This is a genomic window from Pseudomonas brenneri (assembly GCF_007858285.1).
Lineage (GTDB): Bacteria > Pseudomonadota > Gammaproteobacteria > Pseudomonadales > Pseudomonadaceae > Aquipseudomonas > Aquipseudomonas brenneri.
This window is the reverse complement of record NZ_VFIL01000003.1, coordinates 492,505-510,899: the sequence shown is the minus strand read 5'-3', so window position 1 is coordinate 510,899 and position 18,395 is coordinate 492,505. Positions and strand designations below refer to the sequence as shown.

At 58.7% G+C, this 18,395-nt stretch carries 20 protein-coding genes; 7 read left to right on the top strand and 13 right to left on the bottom strand.

Annotated features, from left to right (window positions below):
• Position 1 precedes the first annotated feature (1 nt).
• The 5 genes from cysB to FJD34_RS08940 all read right to left on the bottom strand — a co-directional run bounded on the left by cysB (position 2) and on the right by FJD34_RS08940 (position 3,873).
• The gene (cysB, locus tag FJD34_RS08960; RefSeq protein WP_010176165.1) at positions 2-976 is read right to left on the bottom strand and encodes an HTH-type transcriptional regulator CysB; all 975 of its coding nucleotides are present in this window, start codon (positions 974-976) and stop codon (positions 2-4) included.
• Between the two features lie 104 nt (positions 977-1,080).
• Entirely contained in the window at positions 1,081-1,581 is a 501-nt protein-coding gene (locus FJD34_RS08955; RefSeq protein ID WP_065942587.1) for a universal stress protein, read from the bottom strand.
• Between the two features lie 70 nt (positions 1,582-1,651).
• A complete protein-coding gene (locus FJD34_RS08950) occupies positions 1,652-2,569 on the bottom strand; it encodes a 5'-nucleotidase (protein ID WP_032863060.1) in 918 nt (305 codons plus the stop codon).
• A 9-nt stretch (positions 2,570-2,578) separates the two neighbouring features.
• On the bottom strand, positions 2,579-3,541 hold the full coding sequence (locus FJD34_RS08945; protein ID WP_032863063.1) for a putative 2-dehydropantoate 2-reductase: 963 nt from the start codon (positions 3,539-3,541) through the stop codon (positions 2,579-2,581).
• Positions 3,538-3,873 (bottom strand): YbbN family protein, encoded by a 336-nt coding sequence (locus tag FJD34_RS08940; RefSeq protein ID WP_050593441.1) that lies wholly within the window; start codon positions 3,871-3,873, stop codon positions 3,538-3,540. Before FJD34_RS08940 ends, FJD34_RS08945 begins: the two co-directional genes overlap by 4 nt.
• Positions 3,874-4,060: 187 nt before the next feature.
• Between FJD34_RS08940 and FJD34_RS08935 the strand changes: the two genes are divergently transcribed.
• The gene (locus FJD34_RS08935; RefSeq protein ID WP_029297994.1) at positions 4,061-5,137 is read left to right on the top strand and encodes a 3-deoxy-7-phosphoheptulonate synthase; all 1,077 of its coding nucleotides are present in this window, start codon (positions 4,061-4,063) and stop codon (positions 5,135-5,137) included.
• A gap of 56 nt (positions 5,138-5,193) precedes the next feature.
• Here the strand turns inward: FJD34_RS08935 and FJD34_RS08930 are convergent, their stop codons facing one another.
• Positions 5,194-5,475 (bottom strand): GNAT family N-acetyltransferase, encoded by a 282-nt coding sequence (locus FJD34_RS08930; RefSeq protein WP_029297992.1) that lies wholly within the window; start codon positions 5,473-5,475, stop codon positions 5,194-5,196.
• Positions 5,476-6,089: 614 nt separating this feature from the next.
• Between FJD34_RS08930 and oprI the strand changes: the two genes are divergently transcribed.
• On the top strand, positions 6,090-6,341 hold the full coding sequence (gene oprI, locus FJD34_RS08925; protein WP_003172710.1) for an outer membrane lipoprotei OprI: 252 nt from the start codon (positions 6,090-6,092) through the stop codon (positions 6,339-6,341).
• A 132-nt stretch (positions 6,342-6,473) separates the two neighbouring features.
• Here oprI and FJD34_RS08920 read toward each other — a convergent pair whose 3' ends face one another.
• The 3 genes from FJD34_RS08920 to FJD34_RS08910 are packed head-to-tail and all read right to left on the bottom strand — an operon-like array spanning position 6,474 to position 8,461.
• The gene (locus FJD34_RS08920) at positions 6,474-7,442 is read right to left on the bottom strand and encodes a L,D-transpeptidase family protein (protein WP_032863065.1); all 969 of its coding nucleotides are present in this window, start codon (positions 7,440-7,442) and stop codon (positions 6,474-6,476) included.
• A gap of 60 nt (positions 7,443-7,502) precedes the next feature.
• Complete coding sequence (locus FJD34_RS08915; RefSeq protein ID WP_029297976.1) at positions 7,503-7,799, bottom strand: hypothetical protein; 297 nt, start codon at positions 7,797-7,799, stop codon at positions 7,503-7,505.
• A gap of 56 nt (positions 7,800-7,855) precedes the next feature.
• The gene (locus FJD34_RS08910) at positions 7,856-8,461 is read right to left on the bottom strand and encodes an arylesterase (protein WP_032863067.1); all 606 of its coding nucleotides are present in this window, start codon (positions 8,459-8,461) and stop codon (positions 7,856-7,858) included.
• Between the two features lie 10 nt (positions 8,462-8,471).
• Between FJD34_RS08910 and FJD34_RS08905 the strand changes: the two genes are divergently transcribed.
• Positions 8,472-9,155 (top strand): ABC transporter ATP-binding protein, encoded by a 684-nt coding sequence (locus FJD34_RS08905; RefSeq protein WP_032863069.1) that lies wholly within the window; start codon positions 8,472-8,474, stop codon positions 9,153-9,155.
• Positions 9,155-11,665: an ABC transporter permease gene (locus FJD34_RS08900; protein WP_032863071.1), complete on the top strand. Its 2,511-nt coding sequence runs from the start codon at positions 9,155-9,157 to the stop codon at positions 11,663-11,665. The genes FJD34_RS08905 and FJD34_RS08900 overlap by 1 nt, the downstream gene beginning before the upstream one ends.
• An 82-nt stretch (positions 11,666-11,747) precedes the next feature.
• Here the strand turns inward: FJD34_RS08900 and greB are convergent, their stop codons facing one another.
• Complete coding sequence (greB, locus tag FJD34_RS08895; RefSeq protein WP_032863073.1) at positions 11,748-12,221, bottom strand: transcription elongation factor GreB; 474 nt, start codon at positions 12,219-12,221, stop codon at positions 11,748-11,750.
• 138 nt (positions 12,222-12,359) lie between these two features.
• The gene (locus FJD34_RS08890; RefSeq protein ID WP_174553287.1) at positions 12,360-13,553 is read right to left on the bottom strand and encodes a hypothetical protein; all 1,194 of its coding nucleotides are present in this window, start codon (positions 13,551-13,553) and stop codon (positions 12,360-12,362) included.
• Between the two features lie 309 nt (positions 13,554-13,862).
• On the opposite strand from FJD34_RS08890, the gene FJD34_RS08885 reads away from it, so the two are divergent.
• Genes FJD34_RS08885 through FJD34_RS08875 form a run of 3 tightly spaced genes read left to right on the top strand, consistent with a single transcriptional unit; the run spans position 13,863 to position 17,319 of the window.
• Positions 13,863-14,789 carry an ABC transporter ATP-binding protein gene (locus tag FJD34_RS08885; protein WP_090291541.1) on the top strand — a complete coding sequence of 309 codons (927 nt, stop codon included), beginning with the start codon at positions 13,863-13,865 and terminating at the stop codon, positions 14,787-14,789.
• A 41-nt stretch (positions 14,790-14,830) separates the two neighbouring features.
• Positions 14,831-15,511, top strand: a complete 681-nt coding sequence (locus FJD34_RS08880; RefSeq protein WP_308425969.1) for an ABC transporter permease — start codon at positions 14,831-14,833, stop codon at positions 15,509-15,511.
• A 26-nt stretch (positions 15,512-15,537) separates the two neighbouring features.
• Complete coding sequence (locus FJD34_RS08875) at positions 15,538-17,319, top strand: Gldg family protein (RefSeq protein WP_223232706.1); 1,782 nt, start codon at positions 15,538-15,540, stop codon at positions 17,317-17,319.
• A 10-nt stretch (positions 17,320-17,329) separates the two neighbouring features.
• Here the strand turns inward: FJD34_RS08875 and FJD34_RS08870 are convergent, their stop codons facing one another.
• Positions 17,330-17,638: a hypothetical protein gene (locus FJD34_RS08870; RefSeq protein WP_032863081.1), complete on the bottom strand. Its 309-nt coding sequence runs from the start codon at positions 17,636-17,638 to the stop codon at positions 17,330-17,332.
• A 247-nt stretch (positions 17,639-17,885) separates the two neighbouring features.
• A complete protein-coding gene (locus FJD34_RS08865) occupies positions 17,886-18,320 on the bottom strand; it encodes a DoxX family protein (RefSeq protein ID WP_032863083.1) in 435 nt (144 codons plus the stop codon).
• Positions 18,321-18,395 lie beyond the last annotated feature (75 nt).

Below are 18,395 nucleotides of genomic sequence, written 5' to 3'. Positions count from 1 at the left end.
ATCAGTGAACCGGCAGTTCAACGCCGTCGAACAGTTCTTCCAGTTCCTGCTTGTTGTGGCACTGGATCGCCTTGGCCATGACTTCACGGGTCAGGTGCGGGGCGAACTTCTCGATGAAATCGCACATGAAGCCGCGCAGGAACGTGCCACGACGAAAGCCGATCTTGGTCACGCTGGACTCGAACAGTTCGCTGGCATCGAGCACCACCAGGTCGCTGTCGAGCTTGGTATCGACCGCCATCTTGGCCACGATGCCGACGCCCAGGCCCAGGCGCACGTAAGTCTTGATCACGTCAGCGTCAGCCGCGGTGAACACCACTTTGGGCGTGAGGCCGCGATGGCTGAAGGCTTCGTCGAGTTTGGAGCGGCCGGTGAAGCCGAACACGTAGGTGACAATCGGGTATTCGGCCAGGGCTTCAAGGGTCAGCTTCGGCAGTTTGGCCAATGGGTGTCCCTGAGGGACCACTACACAGCGGTTCCAGCGATAGCACGGCATCATCACCAGGTCACCGAACAGCTCCAGGGCTTCGGTGGCGATGGCGAAGTCGACGGTGCCGTCAGCCGCCATTTCGGCGATCTGCATCGGCGAGCCCTGGTGCATGTGCAAGGCCACGTCCGGGTACTGCTTGATGAACGAGCTGATCACTGGCGGCAGCGCATAACGCGCCTGGGTGTGGGTGGTGGCGATCGATAGGGTGCCTTTTTTCTCGTTGGAGAACTCCTGGGCGATCTGCTTGATGCTTTCTACCTTGCGCAGGATTTCGCCGGCCGTGGTAATGATGCGCTCACCGGCTGGCGTGACGCGGGTCAGGTGTTTGCCGCTGCGGGCGAACACTTCGACGCCCAGTTCGTCTTCCAGCAGGCGGATCTGTTTACTGATACCCGGTTGCGAGGTGTAGAGGCTTTGAGCCGTGGCGGAAACGTTGAGGTCGTGGTGCGCCACTTCCCAGATGTAGCGCAATTGTTGAAGCTTCATATGTGTCCCTCAAAGCAGATAGACGCCACGGATATCAGCGACGGTATATAACTATATTAAAGGTTTGAATGATAAATCTAGAACTTTTTATCGTTTACGCCCCATCACACATCATCACTGCGCCGACGCTGCAGCAAAGGCACCAGATAAACCGGTACCTGGGACAACTGCAACACCCGCGCCGCCGTACGTCCCAGTGGCGTGGAGGCCCCCGTGCCCTGGCTATGACTTCCTACGATCAACAAATCCACCGAGAGTTTCTGCGCCTGGTCGAGAATCACTTGGGCGGGATCCCCCTGGATCACCCGCACCGAGCGAATCAGTTTCAAATCCTGGGCGTCGTCGTCCAGCTCTTCGCGAAAGCTGTCCAGTACCCGCTGCTCAATACTCGCCATCACTGTGTCCAATCCCTGGGTCTGCCATTCACTCAGTGCATGCTCATCAAGGTAGCTTTGCAGCACCGACTCGGCGAACAGCCCGATAGGCTCTACAACATGAATCACATAAAGATCAGCCTTGAACGTTCGCGCCATCGCCAGCGCATGTTGCATCACATAAGGCGCATAAACACCCAAGTCAGTGGCGTACAACATCGAACCGATCATAAAACCTCCTGGACTGCCAGGATGGCGGGGATTGCTTCAGCTTAGCAGCGCCTTGGCGACTGCGATGGACTTAGCTTTCGACCTGGATTTTTGGTTCATTGCTGATGCCATGGGGCACATGCCCGGTGGCCACCACCGCCCTGGCTTTTTCGCAATGACCGGCCTGATCGTCGAAAAACACATCGGCAGCAAACGCCTCAAGGAACGCTGATTTCTCCAGGCCACCCAGAAACAGCGACTCGTCCAGGCGGATATCCCACTCACGCAAGGTGCGGATCACCCGTTCGTGGGACGGCGCCGAACGCGCCGTCACCAGCGCCGTGCGGATCGGGCATGACTCGTCGGAAAATTCGCGCTGCAGCAGATTGAGCGCCGCCAGGAAGCCTTTGAAGGGACCGCCGCGCAGAGGCTCGCGGGCCGACTGCCGCTCGCTGGCCTGGAACGCTTCCAGGCCACCGGTTTGGTAGACACGCTCGGACTCATCGGAAAACAGCACCGCGTCGCCATCGAAGGCTATCCGCAGTTCGGCGCTGGAGGCCCGCCGCGCGCCTCCAGACAAAATAGTCGCGGCGGCAAAACCTTCGTCCAGCGCACTGCGCACATCTTCGGCGTGGGTCGAAAGGAACAAGTGACTGCCAAACGCGGCCAGGTAAGGGTGCGGGTTACGCCCACCGACAAACGCGGCACGGGAAATATCCAGACCGTAATGCTGGATCGAATTGAACACACGCAAACCGGTGTCGGCACTGTTGCGCGACACCAGCACCACTTCGACACGAGCCCGCCCGAGACTGGCGTTCAGGCTCAGGAGTTTCTTGACCAAGGCAAAGGCTTCTCCCGGCTCAAGGATTTCCTCCTCGTGCTCAATCTGGTATTTGCGGTACGCCTCGACGCCTTGGGCCAGGTAGATCTTGTGGCTTTCGCTCAGGTCGAACAGCGCTCGCGAGGAAATCGCCAGCACCAGTTTGTCGCTTATCCCTTTGGCCATGTCAGTTCCTCAGCCGTTGCGTCGATCGATAAAGCTCAGGGCCTGGTACAGCGCCTGCATCCGCGGCAACTCACAGCCTGCGGCCCTGGCAGCGGCCAGCGGGCGGGCGTAGATCGCGGCCAGTTCCAGCGGGCGCTGGTGCTGATGATCGTGATACATGCTTGGCCAGTAGTCCGTCAAACGCTCGGTCATGTTGAACATCTGCTCGGCGTAGCCAGGCGCGATCTCATGACCGCACGCCCGTGCGCCCTGCACCACTTCAGCCATCAACCCCTGGATCAACTCCCGGCTGGATTCGTCGGCCATCAACGTCGAGGTGTTCGCACCGAGCAGCACCGACAGGCCGTTGTACGGCACATTCCACACCAGTTTGTGCCAGCGTGCCTGGTCGAGGTCGGGCATGGCCTGGGAGTCGATCCCGGCCTCGCGGAACAGCCCGGCGCCCTCTTCGACAATCGCCTGGCGGCGTGCAGCATCATGAGTGGCACTGCCACTGTGATAGCCAAGACTGACCCGGCCCATGGCCTGATGCTCGACAATCCCCGGCCCGGAACGGTGTACGCAGATATAACAAAGCCCACCGAGCAAATGCAGGGACTCAGGCAAATGTTCGCGCAGGTCATCCTCGATACCGAGGCCATTTTGCAACAGCACGACCTTGGCACCCGGCGCCGCCACCTGGGCAATCGTCGGCGCCAACTCAACGTTACCAGTGGTTTTGGTGCCCACCAGCAGCCAGTCGCAAGGCGGCATGTCGGCCGCATTGGCGTAGGCCTGGACCGGGTGCAGGTTCAAGGCCCCATGCACCGCACTATTGAGTTGCAAGCCACGCTCACTGACCGCCGCGTATTCACTGCGCAGCAGGAAATGCACGTCGAAACCGGCGCGCGCCAGCATCAACCCGTAAAAACCACCGATGGCACCGGTGCCGATAATCCCAATGCGCGGGCCAGGCTCAACTGCACTCGTCATGGCAACTCCTCTGGTTCTTGTTTGAGCGCCTCATTTATAGCGTCGCTGAGGTCGCTGGGGTTCAGGCCCACCTGCAGTGCACCGTGGAGTTGACCCTCGCACACTACAAATAAAGCCGGCAAATGAAAGATCCCGTAGCGCTCCACCGCACCACCATTGTGCCCAGCGTCGACCCAGCAGATGCGCGCCACCGGCAGGTTCCAACCCGGTATCTGCTGGCGTGCCCAACGACAACTGGAACAGCCGACGCTGGTAAACACCAGCAGCGAAGTGCCCGGTAACGTCAGTAACTGCTGGTCGATATCCAAATCCGTCAATTCAAACGCTTTCACTCGATCCACACCACGCCCTTTAACCAGGCAACACACTATCAGGCCGTACGCCACTGCGCGCAATTGCCCATTGTCGAGCCGGCGTGTACGCGCTAAGGTTCGGCTCCCCGCTGCATTTAAATCATGCTGTGCTCCGCCGCACGGGGTTCGCTGGCGGCCGGCACCCGTGACCCTGACGAGTAACACGATGGCTGATTTACCGATCAACGACCTAAACGTCGAATCCAACGAGACCCTGATCACGCCCGATCAGCTCAAACGCGAAATCCCTTTGAGCGACGCTGCACTGCAGACCGTCACCAAGGGCCGCGAAGTCATTCGTGACATCCTCGACGGCACTGACCACCGCTTGTTCGTGGTGATCGGCCCTTGCTCGATCCACGACCTCAAGGCTGCCCACGAGTACGCCGAGCGCCTAAAAGTGCTGGCTGCAGAAGTGTCTGACACCTTGTATCTGGTGATGCGCGTGTATTTCGAGAAGCCACGGACCACCGTCGGCTGGAAAGGCCTGATCAACGACCCATACCTGGACGACTCGTTCAAGATCCAGGACGGCTTGCATATCGGCCGCAAGCTGCTGCTGGACCTGGCTGAAATGGGCCTGCCCACGGCCACTGAAGCCCTGGACCCGATTTCCCCGCAGTACTTGCAGGACCTGATCAGTTGGTCGGCGATCGGTGCGCGTACCACCGAATCGCAAACCCACCGCGAAATGGCCTCCGGCCTGTCTTCGGCCGTGGGTTTCAAGAACGGTACCGATGGCGGCCTGACCGTGGCGATCAATGCCTTGCAGTCGGTTTCCAGCCCACACCGCTTCCTGGGGATCAACCAGGAAGGTGGCGTGTCCATCGTCACCACCAAGGGCAACGCCTATGGCCACGTGGTACTGCGTGGCGGCAATGGCAAGCCCAACTATGATTCGGTCAGCGTGGCCCTGTGCGAACAGGCGCTGACCAAGGCGAAGATCAAGCCAAACATCATGGTCGATTGCAGCCACGCCAACTCCAACAAGGACCCAGCCCTGCAACCGCTGGTGATGGAGAACGTGGCCAACCAGATCCTGGAAGGCAACCAGTCGATTATCGGCCTGATGGTCGAAAGTCACCTGAACTGGGGCTGCCAGGCGATCCCCAAGGATCTGGCCGACCTGCAGTACGGCGTGTCGATCACCGATGCCTGCATCGACTGGTCCGCCACCGAGACTACCCTGCGCAGCATGCACGCCAAGCTCAAGGACGTATTGCCCAAACGCAAACGTACCTGACGCACACAAAAACGCCGGGCTAAGCCCGGCGTTTTTTTATGCGTGTCTATCGGCTTTCACAGCTTCGCGGCATGGCGCTGGTGGCGCTCCATGTAGCGCTCGACGTAGGAACAGGACGGGATCACCGTGTAGCCCATGCTCTCGGCGTATTGCAGTGCCTCTTCGGTCAGCGCAGCAGCAATGCCGCGTCCACGCAGGGCATTGGGCACAAACGTGCGGTAAATATCCAGGGTCTGTTTCCCCAGGTCCATGTAGGTCAGATAGGCACGATGACCGTCCACATTGGTCTCGAACTGATGACCAGCCTGGTCATGGTGGATGGACAACGCCTCGCTCATCACTACTCCTCGCGGGTCTTGGTTTCTGACCCCTACCTTACCGATGTTTTTCCGGCGAAGGAACATCTACGCCACCCCGTGCCGGTTTCGACAACGAGAAAAGCCCTACAGCACTCACGCCCCGCACCCAGGAATAGTAGGCACCAATCCTGTCATTGCTCAAGGGACGCTTGTCATCCATGGGGCTGGCGGACATAGAAAGGGCTGATCGAGCATCCGCTGGTCGATAGCCTGAACATTGCCGGCAGTTGAAGCTTGAGACGAACAGCGGCTCTTAAAGTCACCTCTACATGCGCAAAAGATGCCCGTCAACGCCAGGAAATTCTGAACAATAGTGTTCGCCTTGATATATAAATTGACTTGCGCTTACAACGCTTAACACTTGCCAGCTGGCGCTTTCAGCCTGGATCCAATCTTTGACTGCGCATCAAAGACTGGACATTTTTTATACAAACTCGCTAAAGATTAGCCAAAATAGATGCGGTACAAGAATTTTTTTTGCTTCTTGCGCTACGTCAGTTTACTTACTACAAGTAATGGGTAGTATGTACGCCGGCTATTAGCTCACTCTGAGATAGTAGCCATTAAATAGAAAGTCCTTGAAGGGGAACACGATGAACAACGTTCTGAAATTCTCTGCTCTGGCTCTGGCCGCAGTTCTGGCTACCGGTTGCAGCAGCGTCTCCAAAGAAACCGAAGCTCGTCTGACTGCAACTGAAGACGCAGCAGCTCGCTCCCAGGCCCGTGCAGACGAAGCCTACCGTAAAGCTGATGAAGCTCTGGCTGCTGCTCAAAAAGCACAACAGACTGCTGATGAAGCTAACGAGCGCGCTCTGCGCATGCTTGAAAAAGCTAGCCGCAAGTAATAATCCCTCGGGATTGTTATCAAGCCGATCCATTTTTGGATCGGCTTTTTATTGCCCGTAATTCGGCACCGGATCCCAGGCAATAAAAAGCCCGCCAGGGAATAATCCGTGGCGGGCTTCTATTGGGTGACGTTATTGCAGCAAGTCGCCCGGCGCGCTGGTGACCATAGGTGCCTCGCCCGGCTCGCCGATTTGCGCCGGCAAGCCATCTTCGGCCGCCACGACATCACGCACCTCATCCCAATTGACCCGCAGGTTGTTGGCCAGGTCTTCGCGCTTGAGCATCGCGTTGATGACGGCCGTGTGCTTGTCGACCACCGACGGCGTGCCATCGTCGTTCAATGGCGCATGCGCCTCCAGGTAAACCTTGCCGCCGCTGATGCCAAACTTGTAGGCGTCATTGATGATCCGCACAGGCGTACCCACCGGAACCATCTTGGCCATCTCCAGCACGTTGTTGTTGAACATGCGGAAGCAGCCATGGCTGGTACGGGTACCAATGCCAAACTTCTTGTTGGAGCCATGAATCAGGTAGCCCGGCGTACCCAGGGTGAACTTGAATGGCCCCAGGGGGTTGTCGGGACCTGCCGGCACCACGTTGGGCAGCGGGTCACCGTCAGCCGCGTGCTCGGCCTTGATCGACGCAGGCGGGGTCCAGGTCGGGTTGGGGGTCTTGGCGATGATGCTGGTATGGGCAATCGGCGAGCCCCAGCCTTCGCGACCGATACCGAGCGGGAAGGTGTACACCACGTCCTGACCCTTGGGATAGTAGTACAGGCGGTACTCGGCCAGGTTGATCACGATGCCTTCCCGGGGGCCCGGCGGCAGGATGAAACGGGTCGGCAATACAATCTCGGCGCCGGTCCCCGGCAGCCAGGCATCGACACCCGGATTGGCCGCGACCATCTCCGAATAGCCCAGGTCATATGTCACCCCCAGGTCGGCAAAGGTGTCTTCGTACTTGGCCTTGATCACCTGGACCTGGCCGACAATGTCTTCACCCGGCGGTGGCAGGGGCAGTTGCAGGGCTGCAACAGGACCGGCTGCACACAAGGCAGCGAGAGACAGGCAACGGGTGACGACAGGGAGGCGCGACAACATCCGGGAAATCCTTCGCAGATCGACGGGGGGTAAAATGGCGATTGTAGCGTGTAGCGGCCCTTAAAGCTCGAAGCGCAGCTCAGGCCAGATAGGCGGTGTGCCGCGTTTTTGCGATTCAAGAATCGCCCGGCACAGGGGGCACAGGCGCTGATCCTGGAAGATCGAGCGATCCACCGAGGACCAGCGTGGCTGGGCAGGCAGCAATGTGCCACAGAGCGTGCGGTCGATGGTGCCGCCCAGCTCCAATTGGCGCGTCACCAGATGCACCTTCACTTCCTGGCAGGCGAACAGATCCAACTGCTCGTCGGGCTCGATCAGTTGGTAGGCAAACAGGGACCAGGCAGGACGCGACGACATCGGGGGCTCCAAATCGGGGGCGCCACCTTAGCCGAAAGACCGCTGCTAGAAAAGCGTCATAACAGCGGTTTTAGCGTCGGCCAGACATTTTCCAGCAACTTGGCCTGGGCGCCGACTGCCGGGTGCAGTTGATCAGCCTGCATCATCTGCGGATGCCCCCCCACGCCTTCAAGGAAAAACGGCACCAGGGGAACGTTTTTTTCCTTGGCCAACACGCCATAGACCTCGGCAAATGCCTTGGTGTATCGCGGGCCATAATTGGGCGGTAACTGCATCCCCAGCAGCAGCACCTTGGCACCGCCGGCCTTGGACTGGTCAATCATCGACGCAAGATTTTGTTGCAATTGCGCCGGGGGCTGCCCGCGCAAGCCGTCGTTACCACCCAACTCGATAACCACCACGTCTGGCTTATGCTCTGCAAGCGCCGCCGGCAGCCGCGCGAGGCCTCCAGCACTGGTGTCGCCGCTGATGGAGGCGTTGACCACTTTGTCGTCAAAACCCTCCTTCTTGAGCTGTTGCTCCAGCAGCGCCACCCACCCTTTGCTGGTATCCAGGCCGAAACCGGCACTGATACTATCGCCAACGATCAGGACAGTACCCGCCGCTGCGTTCTGGGCCATGCACATCAGGGCCAGGCCAGCACTCAAAAACCATATTCGCATCGGATTCTCCATGGGCGCATGCATTCTCACCGCGCAGAACCTTAGCAAAGTGGTTCCCAGCGCGGAAGGTGAACTGACCATCCTGCACGAACTGAGCCTGGAACTGAACAAGGGCGATAGCCTGGCTATCGTCGGCAGCTCCGGCTCCGGAAAATCCACGCTCCTTGGCCTGCTGGCCGGGCTCGACCTGCCCAGCAGCGGTGAAGTCACCCTCGCCGGCCAGGCCCTGAGCCTCCTGGATGAAGACCAGCGGGCACGCATCCGCGCCGAACACGTCGGTTTTGTGTTCCAGTCGTTCCAATTGCTCGACAGCCTCAACGCCCTGGAAAACGTCATGCTGCCCCTGGAGCTGGACGGGCGCAAGGACGCCCGCGAACGCGCCCGGCACTTGCTCGAACGGGTCGGCCTGGGCCAGCGCCTGACCCATTCGCCCCGCCAGCTCTCCGGTGGCGAGCAGCAACGAGTGGCGATTGCCCGGGCGTTCGCCGCCGAGCCGGACGTGCTGTTTGCCGATGAACCCACCGGCAACCTCGACAGCCATACCGGCGAGCGCATCAGCGACTTGCTGTTCGAACTCAATAAAGAAAACGGCACCACTCTGGTGCTGGTGACCCACGACGAGCGCCTGGCCCACCGCTGCCGACGCCTGATCCGCCTTGAAGCCGGCCTGATGGTCGAGCCCCTGGAGCCTTGATGGCACGTCTGCCGCTGTTACGCCTGTTCAGCCTTGCCCTGCGCCAATTGCTGCGCGATGCCCGTGCCGGTGAGTTGCGCGTGTTGTTCTTCGCCCTGCTGGTGGCAGTGGCCGCCAGCACTGCCATCGGTTATTTCGGTGCGCGGCTTAACGGCGCGATGCTGCTGCGCGCCACCGAGTTCCTCGGCGCCGACCTGGTGCTGGAGGGCAGTTCCCCGGCCCGCTCCGAGCAGTTAACCAGCGGCACGCAACTGGGCCTGACGCACGCCAGGGTGGTGGAGTTCTCCAGTGTCATCGCCACCGACAACGGCATTCAGCTTTCGAGTATCAAGGCGGTCAACGAGCAATACCCGCTACGCGGCCAACTGAAAAGCGCGGCTGAACCGTTCGCGCAAGAGACCTCGGGCGGCGGCCCGAAACCCGGCGAGGCCTGGGTCGAGGCTCGCCTGCTGACCGCACTGGACCTGAAAGTCGGCGACAGCATCGACGTCGGCATGAAAGCCCTGCGCATGACCCGCGTCCTCACCTATGAGCCGGATCGGGCCGGCAACCTCTACAGCCTTACCCCACGGGTGATGATCAACCTGGCCGACCTTGAGGCCACCGGCGTGGTCCAGCCAGGCAGCCGCGTCAGCTACCGCGAGCTGTGGCGCGCGCCGCCAGCCAGTACCGCCCTGCAAACCTACCGCGACCAGATAACACCTGGCCTGGCGGCCAACCAGCGCCTGCAGGATGCACGGGACGGCAACCAGCAAATCGGTGGTGCCCTGGGCAAGGCCGAGCGCTACCTGAACATGGCCAGCCTGGTCGCCGTGCTGCTGTCCGGGGTGGCCGTGGCCCTGTCGGCGAATCGCTTTGCCAGCCGCCGCTTCGACGCCAGTGCACTGTTGCGATGCCTGGGCCTGTCGCGGCGCGAAACCATGCTGCTGTTCAGCCTGCAACTGACCGTCCTGGGCTTGCTGGCCAGCCTCGCCGGTGCGGCACTTGGCTGGCTGGCGCAGTTGGGGCTGTTTTACCTGTTGCACGATCTGCTGCCGGCAGATGTCCCGCCTGGCGGATTGCTGCCAGCCGTCGCCGGCATCGGTACCGGGCTGGTAGCCCTGGCCGGTTTTGCCCTGCCGCCCCTGGCGGCGCTGGGCCGCGTACCACCACTGCGGGTTCTGCGGCGCGACCTGTTGCCGATCCCCTCCAGCACTTGGATGGTGTATGGCGCGGCATTGTTTGCCCTGGGCCTGATCATGTGGCGCCTGAGCCTGGACCTGGTGCTGACCTTCGCGCTGTTGGGCGGCGGGGTTATCGCCGCGCTGCTCCTCGGCGGCCTGCTCCTGCTGCTATTGCAAAGCCTGCGCCGCCTGCTGGCGCGTGCAGCCCTGCCCTGGCGCCTGGGGCTGGGCCAGTTATTGCGCCACCCGTTGGCGGCGGCGGGCCAGTCCCTGGCGTTCGGCCTGATCCTGCTGTCGATGGGGTTGATCGCCCTGCTGCGTGGAGAACTGCTGGACACCTGGCAGAACCAACTGCCCAAGGATGCCCCCAACTATTTCGCGCTCAACATCCTGCCGGCCGACAAGGACGCCTTCGGTGCCCGCCTGCTGGAGTTGCAAGCACAGGCAGCGCCCTTATATCCGGTGGTACCAGGGCGCCTGATCAGCATCAACGGCGAACCCGTGCAGGAAATTGTCAGCAAGGACTCCAGTGGCGATCGTGCGATACAGCGGGACTTGAGCCTGACCTGGGCCGCCAACCTGCCCCCGGGCAACACCCTGACATCGGGCACCTGGTGGGCGGATCAGCCGAAGGATGAAATACCGGGTGTCTCGGTAGAAACCAAGGTCGCCGAAAGCCTCAAGCTCAAGCTCAATGACCACCTGGTCTTCACCGTTGGCGGGGAAAACCGTGAGGCCCGGGTCACCAGCCTGCGGGAGATCAACTGGGACAACTTCCAACCCAACTTCTTCATGATCTTTCAACCTGGCACCCTGAAGGACCTGCCGGCCACGTACCTGACCAGCTTCTACTTGGCCGCCGGCCATGACCAGCAGATCGTCGACCTGTCCCGGGCCTTCCCGGCAGTCACCATCCTGCAGGTCGAGGCGTTGCTGGCCCAACTGCGCAGCATCCTGGCCCAGGTCACGCTGGCCGTGGAGTATGTGCTGCTGTTTGTCCTGGCGGCAGGCATGGCGGTGCTGTTCTCCGGCCTGCAGGCCACCCTGGACGAACGCATCCGCCAGGGCGCCTTGTTGCGCGCCCTGGGGGCGGAGCGCAAGTTGCTGGTCAAGGCCCGGCGTATCGAGTTTGGTCTGTTGGGTGCGGTCAGTGGGCTGCTGGCGGCGCTGGGTACCGAGTTGGTGACCCTGGTGCTGTATCGCTATGCGTTCGACCTGGTCTGGCACCCTCACCCTTGGTTGTTGGTACTTCCGGTGATTGGTGCGGTCTTGATCGGCGGTGCGGGGGTGTTCGGTACACGCCGTGCGCTGAACGCCAGCCCGCTGACGGTATTGCGCGAAGGCTGAAACAAAAAAGCCGGCCCCCTTGTGGGAGCCGGCTCACTGCATCACGGCGTTCTTCCTGGCGCCATCGCCGGCAAGCCGGCGCCTACCTGATGTACTCGATGCCGGTGATCCACCAGCACATTTCGCCGCCGGGCGTCTGCACAATGGCCTCATCGTCCACCTCTTTGCGCAGCAAGGCCCTGGCCATGGGGGAGTCGATGGAGATGTAATCCATGCGCTCATAAATTTCGTCATAGCCCACGATCCGAAAACGCTTGGTATCGCCCTGCTCGTTCTCGATATCCACCCAGGCCCCGAAGAATACCTTGCCCTCCTGCTCGGGCATGTATTCCACCACCCGCATATCTTCCAGGCGCTTGCGCAGGTAACGCACCCGGCGGTCGATTTCGCGCAGCAGCTTTTTGTTGTACTGGTAGTCGGCGTTTTCGCTGCGGTCTCCCAGCGAGGCAGCCCAAGTGACCTTGCGTGTTGTATCGGGACGCTTTTCTCGCCACAGGTAATCAAGCTCTTTCTTCAGCGCCTCATGACCTTCTTTGGTAATCAGCTTGGTACTCAAAAGCGTCACATCCCCAGGAAATGTCCATTGGTTCAAACCACCTCTGCATCAGCCAAGAATGCACTGGCTGCCTGACGGCAATCGGTCGGCTTTGATGATAAATGAACGCCAGAAAGTAGCCAGGCCTGATTCCCCTGGTCAATCAGGACCAGGCACATTGCCTGCATCCGCACCCTGCCGCCGGTCAACTTTCTCAACCGGAAACAAGGTTCCGTCCAAGCGATAAAGTAACCCCTTCAGATCACCTCTGAAACCCGATAACTGCCCCAGTCCGGTCGCCAATTGCTCAGCCTGTTGCTGCGATGCCCTATCCAACGCTTGTAGCCTGAACGACTCTTCTTCCAACTGGCGGGCCCAGCTCTCCAGGCGGCGTTGTTCTGCCTGCTGCAACTGCGCATCCTGGGCCAGGTGCTCCTCACGCCCATTCAACGCTTCGGTTCGCTGCTGCAAGGCTGACTCCAGTACGGCCAGCTGTTGATTGGCCTGCTCCAGTGCGGCCTTTTCCCGTAGCAACTGACTTCTGTGCTGCTCAAGCTCCTCCTGCTGTTGGAACACTGCACGCTTTTGTTGCGTCAACTCTTGCGCCACACGGGCAAGATTGGTCAGCGTGGTGTCCACTTCAAGCAGGGAGGACTGATCCCGGGCCACGACTGACGAAACGGCTTCTGGCGGCGTAACAGGCTGCTGCACTCGCGGAGCGGGCACCTGCGGCACCGACTCCTTAGGCGGGGGAGGCAATAGGTCAGCAGGCGCTGCCACCGGCAAGACGACTGACGGTTCCTCATCCGCCCCCTGCGCCACAGCCTCAGTGCCATCTGCCGTACTGGGAGGCGACACCATTTTTGACGAGAAACGAATAGACGGCACAATCAACTCGGTACTCTCAATCGCGGGTAGACCAATGACTGACGTTCCGAGGGTGATCACCTTCATCACCAATGCCTTCTTGATCATCAGCGAGTGGTGATCCTCCGGTCTAGCCGTCGGTAGCTTGCTACCCTTCAGGTCAATGAAGTGGTAAGGCACCTGTGCCTCTGAGGTATTGCCATCCTTGACACCGGACCCCGTGGCCAGGGTGATGATCTGCTTGAGGACCCTCATCGCCAGTTGCAGGTTCTCCTTGGACTCGATGCCGCCAAGAAAATAACGCTCGGCCTTTTTGCGCAGGGCGGCGATATAGACCCGAGAGCTCCCCGGCTCAACCTCTTCGTCCAGGCTATAGACAAGAAAGTTCGAAGCGATTTGGGGTATCGCAAAGCAACAGAGCAATGCACCGTTAACCGGGGAATCATGACCAGAGTGTTCAAGAACAAGAGTACGTAGAAGCATCATGAGTGTCGGACTCCATTACGGTAGTACTTCATATACACGCCATCTATCAAATAAAAATCAACACCACATCAAGAGCAACACAATTGTTTCAGCGAGTGATTGAGCCACATGTAGGACTTCCCTTATTTCAGCACCTCAGCGTTTCCAAGCGATCCTATTGAACGTACCATTTTTTAACAAAGCCGCACCTGAAACACTTGATCAATACTTTTCGCCTTCAACCTTCGGAATTTTTCAACCTAAAGACACAGGCTTATTGAGGCCACCGCATACTCGCATACCCAGGCAAACAACCAAGTAGAAAACCCAATGATCGAAATAACAAATCTAACAAAAAAAACAGGACGGGCGACGGCCATCGACAACTTGTCATTTAGCGCCCATCCCCGGGAATGCCTAGGGTTATTTGGACATGATGGTGCTGGCAAAAGCACGCTACTCAAATTGCTCTCAGGCGCAATTCCGGCAACCTCCGGCACTATGAAAATATATGATATTAATATCTCTACCCACCCCATAAAGGCAAAAAAAATAATAGGTTACCAGCCTGAATCCGCACTCGGCCATGGCGACATGAAGGTAAAAAATTTTCTGGGTTACATGGCCGAAGTCCGCGGATTCCATGGCCTGGAAAAGCGCAAGATGGTCGATCGAGCCATCACCCGCCTGGAGCTTTGGCGAATACTTGACTCGCCGATCGCAGCCCTTCCTCCAGGGCACCAGCGCAAAGTGGCGCTGGCCCAAGCCATCCTGCATGACCCCAGGCTACTGCTACTCGATGAACCAACAGAAGGCCTGGCCCCCCTACAAAAACAAAAGGTCGGGACGCTTATCCAGTCGCTGACCGAAGACATGACGGTCATTATCGCCTCACGCAATCCAGAAGAGTTCTCCTGTATCTGCCAACGGGCGCTGGTTCTGTCCGAGGGTAGATTACTGGCCGATGCCCCCATCACCGAGCTACAACGTAGTTCGCGTCATTACCAGGCAATCACCCTGGCTGGCGATACCCCCCTGGACCTCCTGGCACTGGCCGTGCTTCCGGGGGTGGCTGGCATCGAAGAAGACCGGCATGCCGACGGCAGCGTGACAGTACTCGCGATGCCGGGGCAAATCATCTACCCACATGTCAACGCCCTGGTCGCCAACCGCCGCTGGAAGATCAATACCTTGAGCCTTGAGCCGGGACGCCTGAGCGATGTCATCCACCATTTGAGCCAGGGGGCGCCCAATTGAAACGTCTACCCGTGATATTCAAACGACAACTGAGTAACTACTTGTCGACCCCGTCCACGTATTTTGGCATCGCGATCTTCTTGATTGCCAACACTGCGCTCGGTTTTTATGTAGGAAAATTCCTGGAGAATACGCCAACAAACTTGCACGCTTTCTTTCAGTACCACCCATGGCTTTATCTTTTTTTCATTCCATTTATTTCCACTCTACTTTGGTCGGACGAGTACAAAGACAATGCTTTTTCCTTTACAAACACACTGCCAGTATCAGCCCTAGAACTGACACTGGGTAAATTTCTAGCCGCCTGGATCCTTTGCGCACTAACGCTTTCACTGACGCTCCCACTGGTCATTACCATTAACTACCTGGTCATAGCAGACAATTCAACCATACTGGCTCAATTCATAGGGAGCTGGCTACTGGCAGGTGCCTATCTCTCGTTCGCCTGCCTTGTTTGTGTCATGGCCTATAACCGCCTGATTATTTTCGGCATCACACTCGCGCTGTTACTGACAGCAAGCACTTTATCGTCAGTATTGGATATGTTGTCCCATCAGGCCCCCATCTGGGTAGTTGACAGTTTGATTTCACTCAATCCACGAATACGTTTCAGTACGATAGACAGCGGTCTTCTGACGCTACAAGACACGTCGTACTTCATAAGCATGATCATTGCCTTCCTCACCGCGACCACCCTTATTTTAAATTTCAGAAAAAGCTGAGGAAGGAAATTCCCATGAGGAACCTTATGAACTTCGGTGTGACGTTGATCGTCATCGCCCTGCTTTTTCTCGCCTTCAATCTGGTATGGGCACTGAAGCTGCCCAATTATAGGCTGGACCTCTCAGAGAAAAAAATCCACACCCTGTCACCGTCTACCAACGCCCTGCTCGCGGCACTTGAAACCCCCATGGACTTGTATTTTTTCAACGCAAGCCATCCCCCAAAAAGTGAAGCCTTGAAAAGCCATGGCGAGTACATCGCCCTGCTACTCAAGGCCTATGAAAGCGCGTCAAAGGGCAACGTTACGCTGCACCTGATTGACCCTAAACCCTTTTCAGAAGATGAGTACAAGGCTGAGTTATTGGGCCTGGATAGCAAGCATGGGCTGTTTGGCCTCATCGGGACCCGTACCAACCATGAACCTCAGAAAATCGAACGATTCGACCCTGCCCAGGCGGGCTTCCTGGAGTATGAGATCAGTCGCCTGATCCACAACGTCGCGCGCCAGGAACAACCCATAATCGGGCTACTCTCCGGATTAGCCATGGACGGCAGCCGGGATGAACCCAACCAGGAAATCGCACCTTCGTGGCAGTTACTCAAGGCACTCCGCAGTCAGTTTAATCTGATGAGCCTGGGCAGCGACATCTCGCGCATCCCCGGGCATGTAAAGACCTTGATGGTCATCCATCCCGATCGTCTACCGCAACAGACACTGTTTGCCATTGATCAATTTGTCCTGGGTGGGGGTAAGTTGATGATGTTTATCGACCCCCTGAATGACCCGGGCTCAACCGCCGACACCTCAGGCCAGCAAAACCTGCTCGCGGCGTGGGGCGTGCAGATGCCAGCAAACAAGGTATTGGCAGACAACCTCTATGCAACCCCGGTAGTACTGGCGAGCGGCCTGCCGCCCGTACGCCATCCCGGGGCGCTCACCCTGACCAGAGAGGCGATGACCCGGCACGATATCAGCACCTGGGGCGTTGACAACATAACGCTGTTAAATCCCGGCACGCTCACGCCACTGAAAAAAAGCCGCATCACATTCACCGCGCTACTCCAGAGTTCCAGACAAGCCAGCACGTTCGATGGGGCACGCTTCGCTCAACAGGACGCATTTGACGCCATGCTCAGCGAGGCAACCACTCGCGGCCGGCAGAATGTGATCGCCGCTCGCATAGAAGGGCCCGCCTATTCCGCCTTTCCTGACGGTCTCAATGGTCAGAAAGCAACGTTGCAAAAGGCCGCCAACATCCATGTGGTGGTAGTGGCCGACACTGACCTGCTCAGTGACCGCGTCTGGCTGGCCGCACGCAATGCCAACGGACAACAAGCACGGCTTCCGGGCAATGCCAGGTTTGTCTTCAATACCCTGGATAACCTGGCTGCGCCCGACACACTAAGCGCTATCAGCCCTCGTGCGAGCGACCGGCAACCACTCGGTTTGCTGGACAGGTTGCGCAACGAGGCCGCGCAGTCCTATCGAAAAAAAGCCCCCCTTCTGGAGCAACGCCTGGACCAGGCAGAAAAAGAATGGCAGTCGCTGAACACGCCGTCATCAATGCTGGGGAGTCAGGCCATCTCCTCCAATACGTTGCTGCAAGCGTTAAACAAAGAACGCCTGCGATTACGCTTGGAGCTTCACACCTTGGAAAGGGATGCCTACAGGAACGTCCGCAGCCTCGAACTCACTGTGGCACTGCTCACTCTCACCACCGTTCCGTTGATAGTAAGCCTGCTGGGCCTGGGGATCTTCATCTCGCAGCGACGTCGCCATCATCCGCCTACCGCAGCGTTCTACTGAGCCGTACGGGTTACCGCCGAGTAATCAAGCCCTGGCGCGCCACGCGGGTCAGGTGCTGGATGAACTCAGCGGCATCCTCGGCGTTCGGCGCCTGGATCACCGCCAGATCAAAGCTGTTCGTGGCAAAACGCGCCAGGGACTCGCCGTCTTCGACAAACTGGATCAGGAAAGCCGAAGGACGACCCGTGCGCCGGGGCCAGCCATCCAGATAACGCAGCAGCGTCGGCTGGTGCTTGCCGCCAAGAAGAATTTTCGGATTGCGCTGAGTCAGGCCCGCAGTGATCGGGGCCAAGCGTACAAGAGGTCGTAGTGCATTCATCGTGTCGTGTCTCTGCCTCAAAAGTCTGCGGGCAGGTGAGAGGCAACACCGAACCAGCGCTTTAGCGGTATTTCGAAACCTGGAGCAGGCTTCTGTCGGGGCTGCATCGAGTCCCTGTGGCGCCCCGCAATTAGCTGTTTAAATCGGCGCATGCAGCATCCTAGAGAAGCCGGTGGGGAAGTGTCAAGAATCCCGTACAACGAAAAAGGCCCGCACGGGGCGGGCCTTTACAGGAGCGTTAGCAGGATCAATTGGCGATTGCGCGGTCGACAGACAGTTTGCCAGCCCCTTCAAACAGCACCGCCACTGTACCGCCCAGCAATGCCAGGGCGAACTCGTAGCCGTTGTTGGCCATGAACAAACCGTTGCTGATATGCACCGAGAAAATCGCCACCAGCGAGACAAAGGCCAAGCCCAGCGCTGCTGGACGTACCAGCAAACCGATGATCAGCGCCAGGCCGGCAAAGAACTCGGTACCGCCCGACAACAGTGCCATTAGAGTGCCCGGTGCCAGGCCGATACTTTCCATCCACTGCGCCGTCCCCGCCAAGCCACCACCACCGAACCAGCCAAAGAGCTTCTGCGAACCGTGGGCGGCAAAAATGATGCCGACGAAAATCCGCAGTACCGTCAGGCCGTAGCCTGCGCGGGTGGACAGAATGTTTTTGATCAATGGGCTCATGCTGACAATCCTTTCAATGTAGGGGTTGGTTGGCCGCTATATTAATCAGTTTAAATAATGATAAAAGCGGAAAAA

Excerpts from the sequence above, each read along its gene's own strand:
- cysB (WP_010176165.1), bottom strand. The coding sequence starts at position 976 with ATGAAGCTTCAACAATTGCGCTACATCTGGGAAGTGGCGCACCACGAC.
- FJD34_RS08955 (WP_065942587.1), bottom strand. The coding sequence starts at position 1,581 with ATGATCGGTTCGATGTTGTACGCCACTGACTTGGGTGTTTATGCGCCT.
- FJD34_RS08950 (WP_032863060.1), bottom strand. The coding sequence starts at position 2,569 with ATGGCCAAAGGGATAAGCGACAAACTGGTGCTGGCGATTTCCTCGCGA.
- FJD34_RS08945 (WP_032863063.1), bottom strand. The coding sequence starts at position 3,541 with ATGACGAGTGCAGTTGAGCCTGGCCCGCGCATTGGGATTATCGGCACC.
- FJD34_RS08935 (WP_029297994.1), top strand. The coding sequence starts at position 4,061 with ATGGCTGATTTACCGATCAACGACCTAAACGTCGAATCCAACGAGACC.
- FJD34_RS08930 (WP_029297992.1), bottom strand. The coding sequence starts at position 5,475 with ATGAGCGAGGCGTTGTCCATCCACCATGACCAGGCTGGTCATCAGTTC.
- oprI (WP_003172710.1), top strand. The coding sequence starts at position 6,090 with ATGAACAACGTTCTGAAATTCTCTGCTCTGGCTCTGGCCGCAGTTCTG.
- FJD34_RS08920 (WP_032863065.1), bottom strand. The coding sequence starts at position 7,442 with ATGTTGTCGCGCCTCCCTGTCGTCACCCGTTGCCTGTCTCTCGCTGCC.
- FJD34_RS08915 (WP_029297976.1), bottom strand. The coding sequence starts at position 7,799 with ATGTCGTCGCGTCCTGCCTGGTCCCTGTTTGCCTACCAACTGATCGAG.
- FJD34_RS08910 (WP_032863067.1), bottom strand. The coding sequence starts at position 8,461 with ATGCGAATATGGTTTTTGAGTGCTGGCCTGGCCCTGATGTGCATGGCC.
- FJD34_RS08905 (WP_032863069.1), top strand. The coding sequence starts at position 8,472 with ATGGGCGCATGCATTCTCACCGCGCAGAACCTTAGCAAAGTGGTTCCC.
- FJD34_RS08900 (WP_032863071.1), top strand. The coding sequence starts at position 9,155 with ATGGCACGTCTGCCGCTGTTACGCCTGTTCAGCCTTGCCCTGCGCCAA.
- FJD34_RS08890 (WP_174553287.1), bottom strand. The coding sequence starts at position 13,553 with ATGATGCTTCTACGTACTCTTGTTCTTGAACACTCTGGTCATGATTCC.
- FJD34_RS08885 (WP_090291541.1), top strand. The coding sequence starts at position 13,863 with ATGATCGAAATAACAAATCTAACAAAAAAAACAGGACGGGCGACGGCC.
- FJD34_RS08875 (WP_223232706.1), top strand. The coding sequence starts at position 15,538 with ATGAACTTCGGTGTGACGTTGATCGTCATCGCCCTGCTTTTTCTCGCC.
- FJD34_RS08870 (WP_032863081.1), bottom strand. The coding sequence starts at position 17,638 with ATGAATGCACTACGACCTCTTGTACGCTTGGCCCCGATCACTGCGGGC.
- FJD34_RS08865 (WP_032863083.1), bottom strand. The coding sequence starts at position 18,320 with ATGAGCCCATTGATCAAAAACATTCTGTCCACCCGCGCAGGCTACGGC.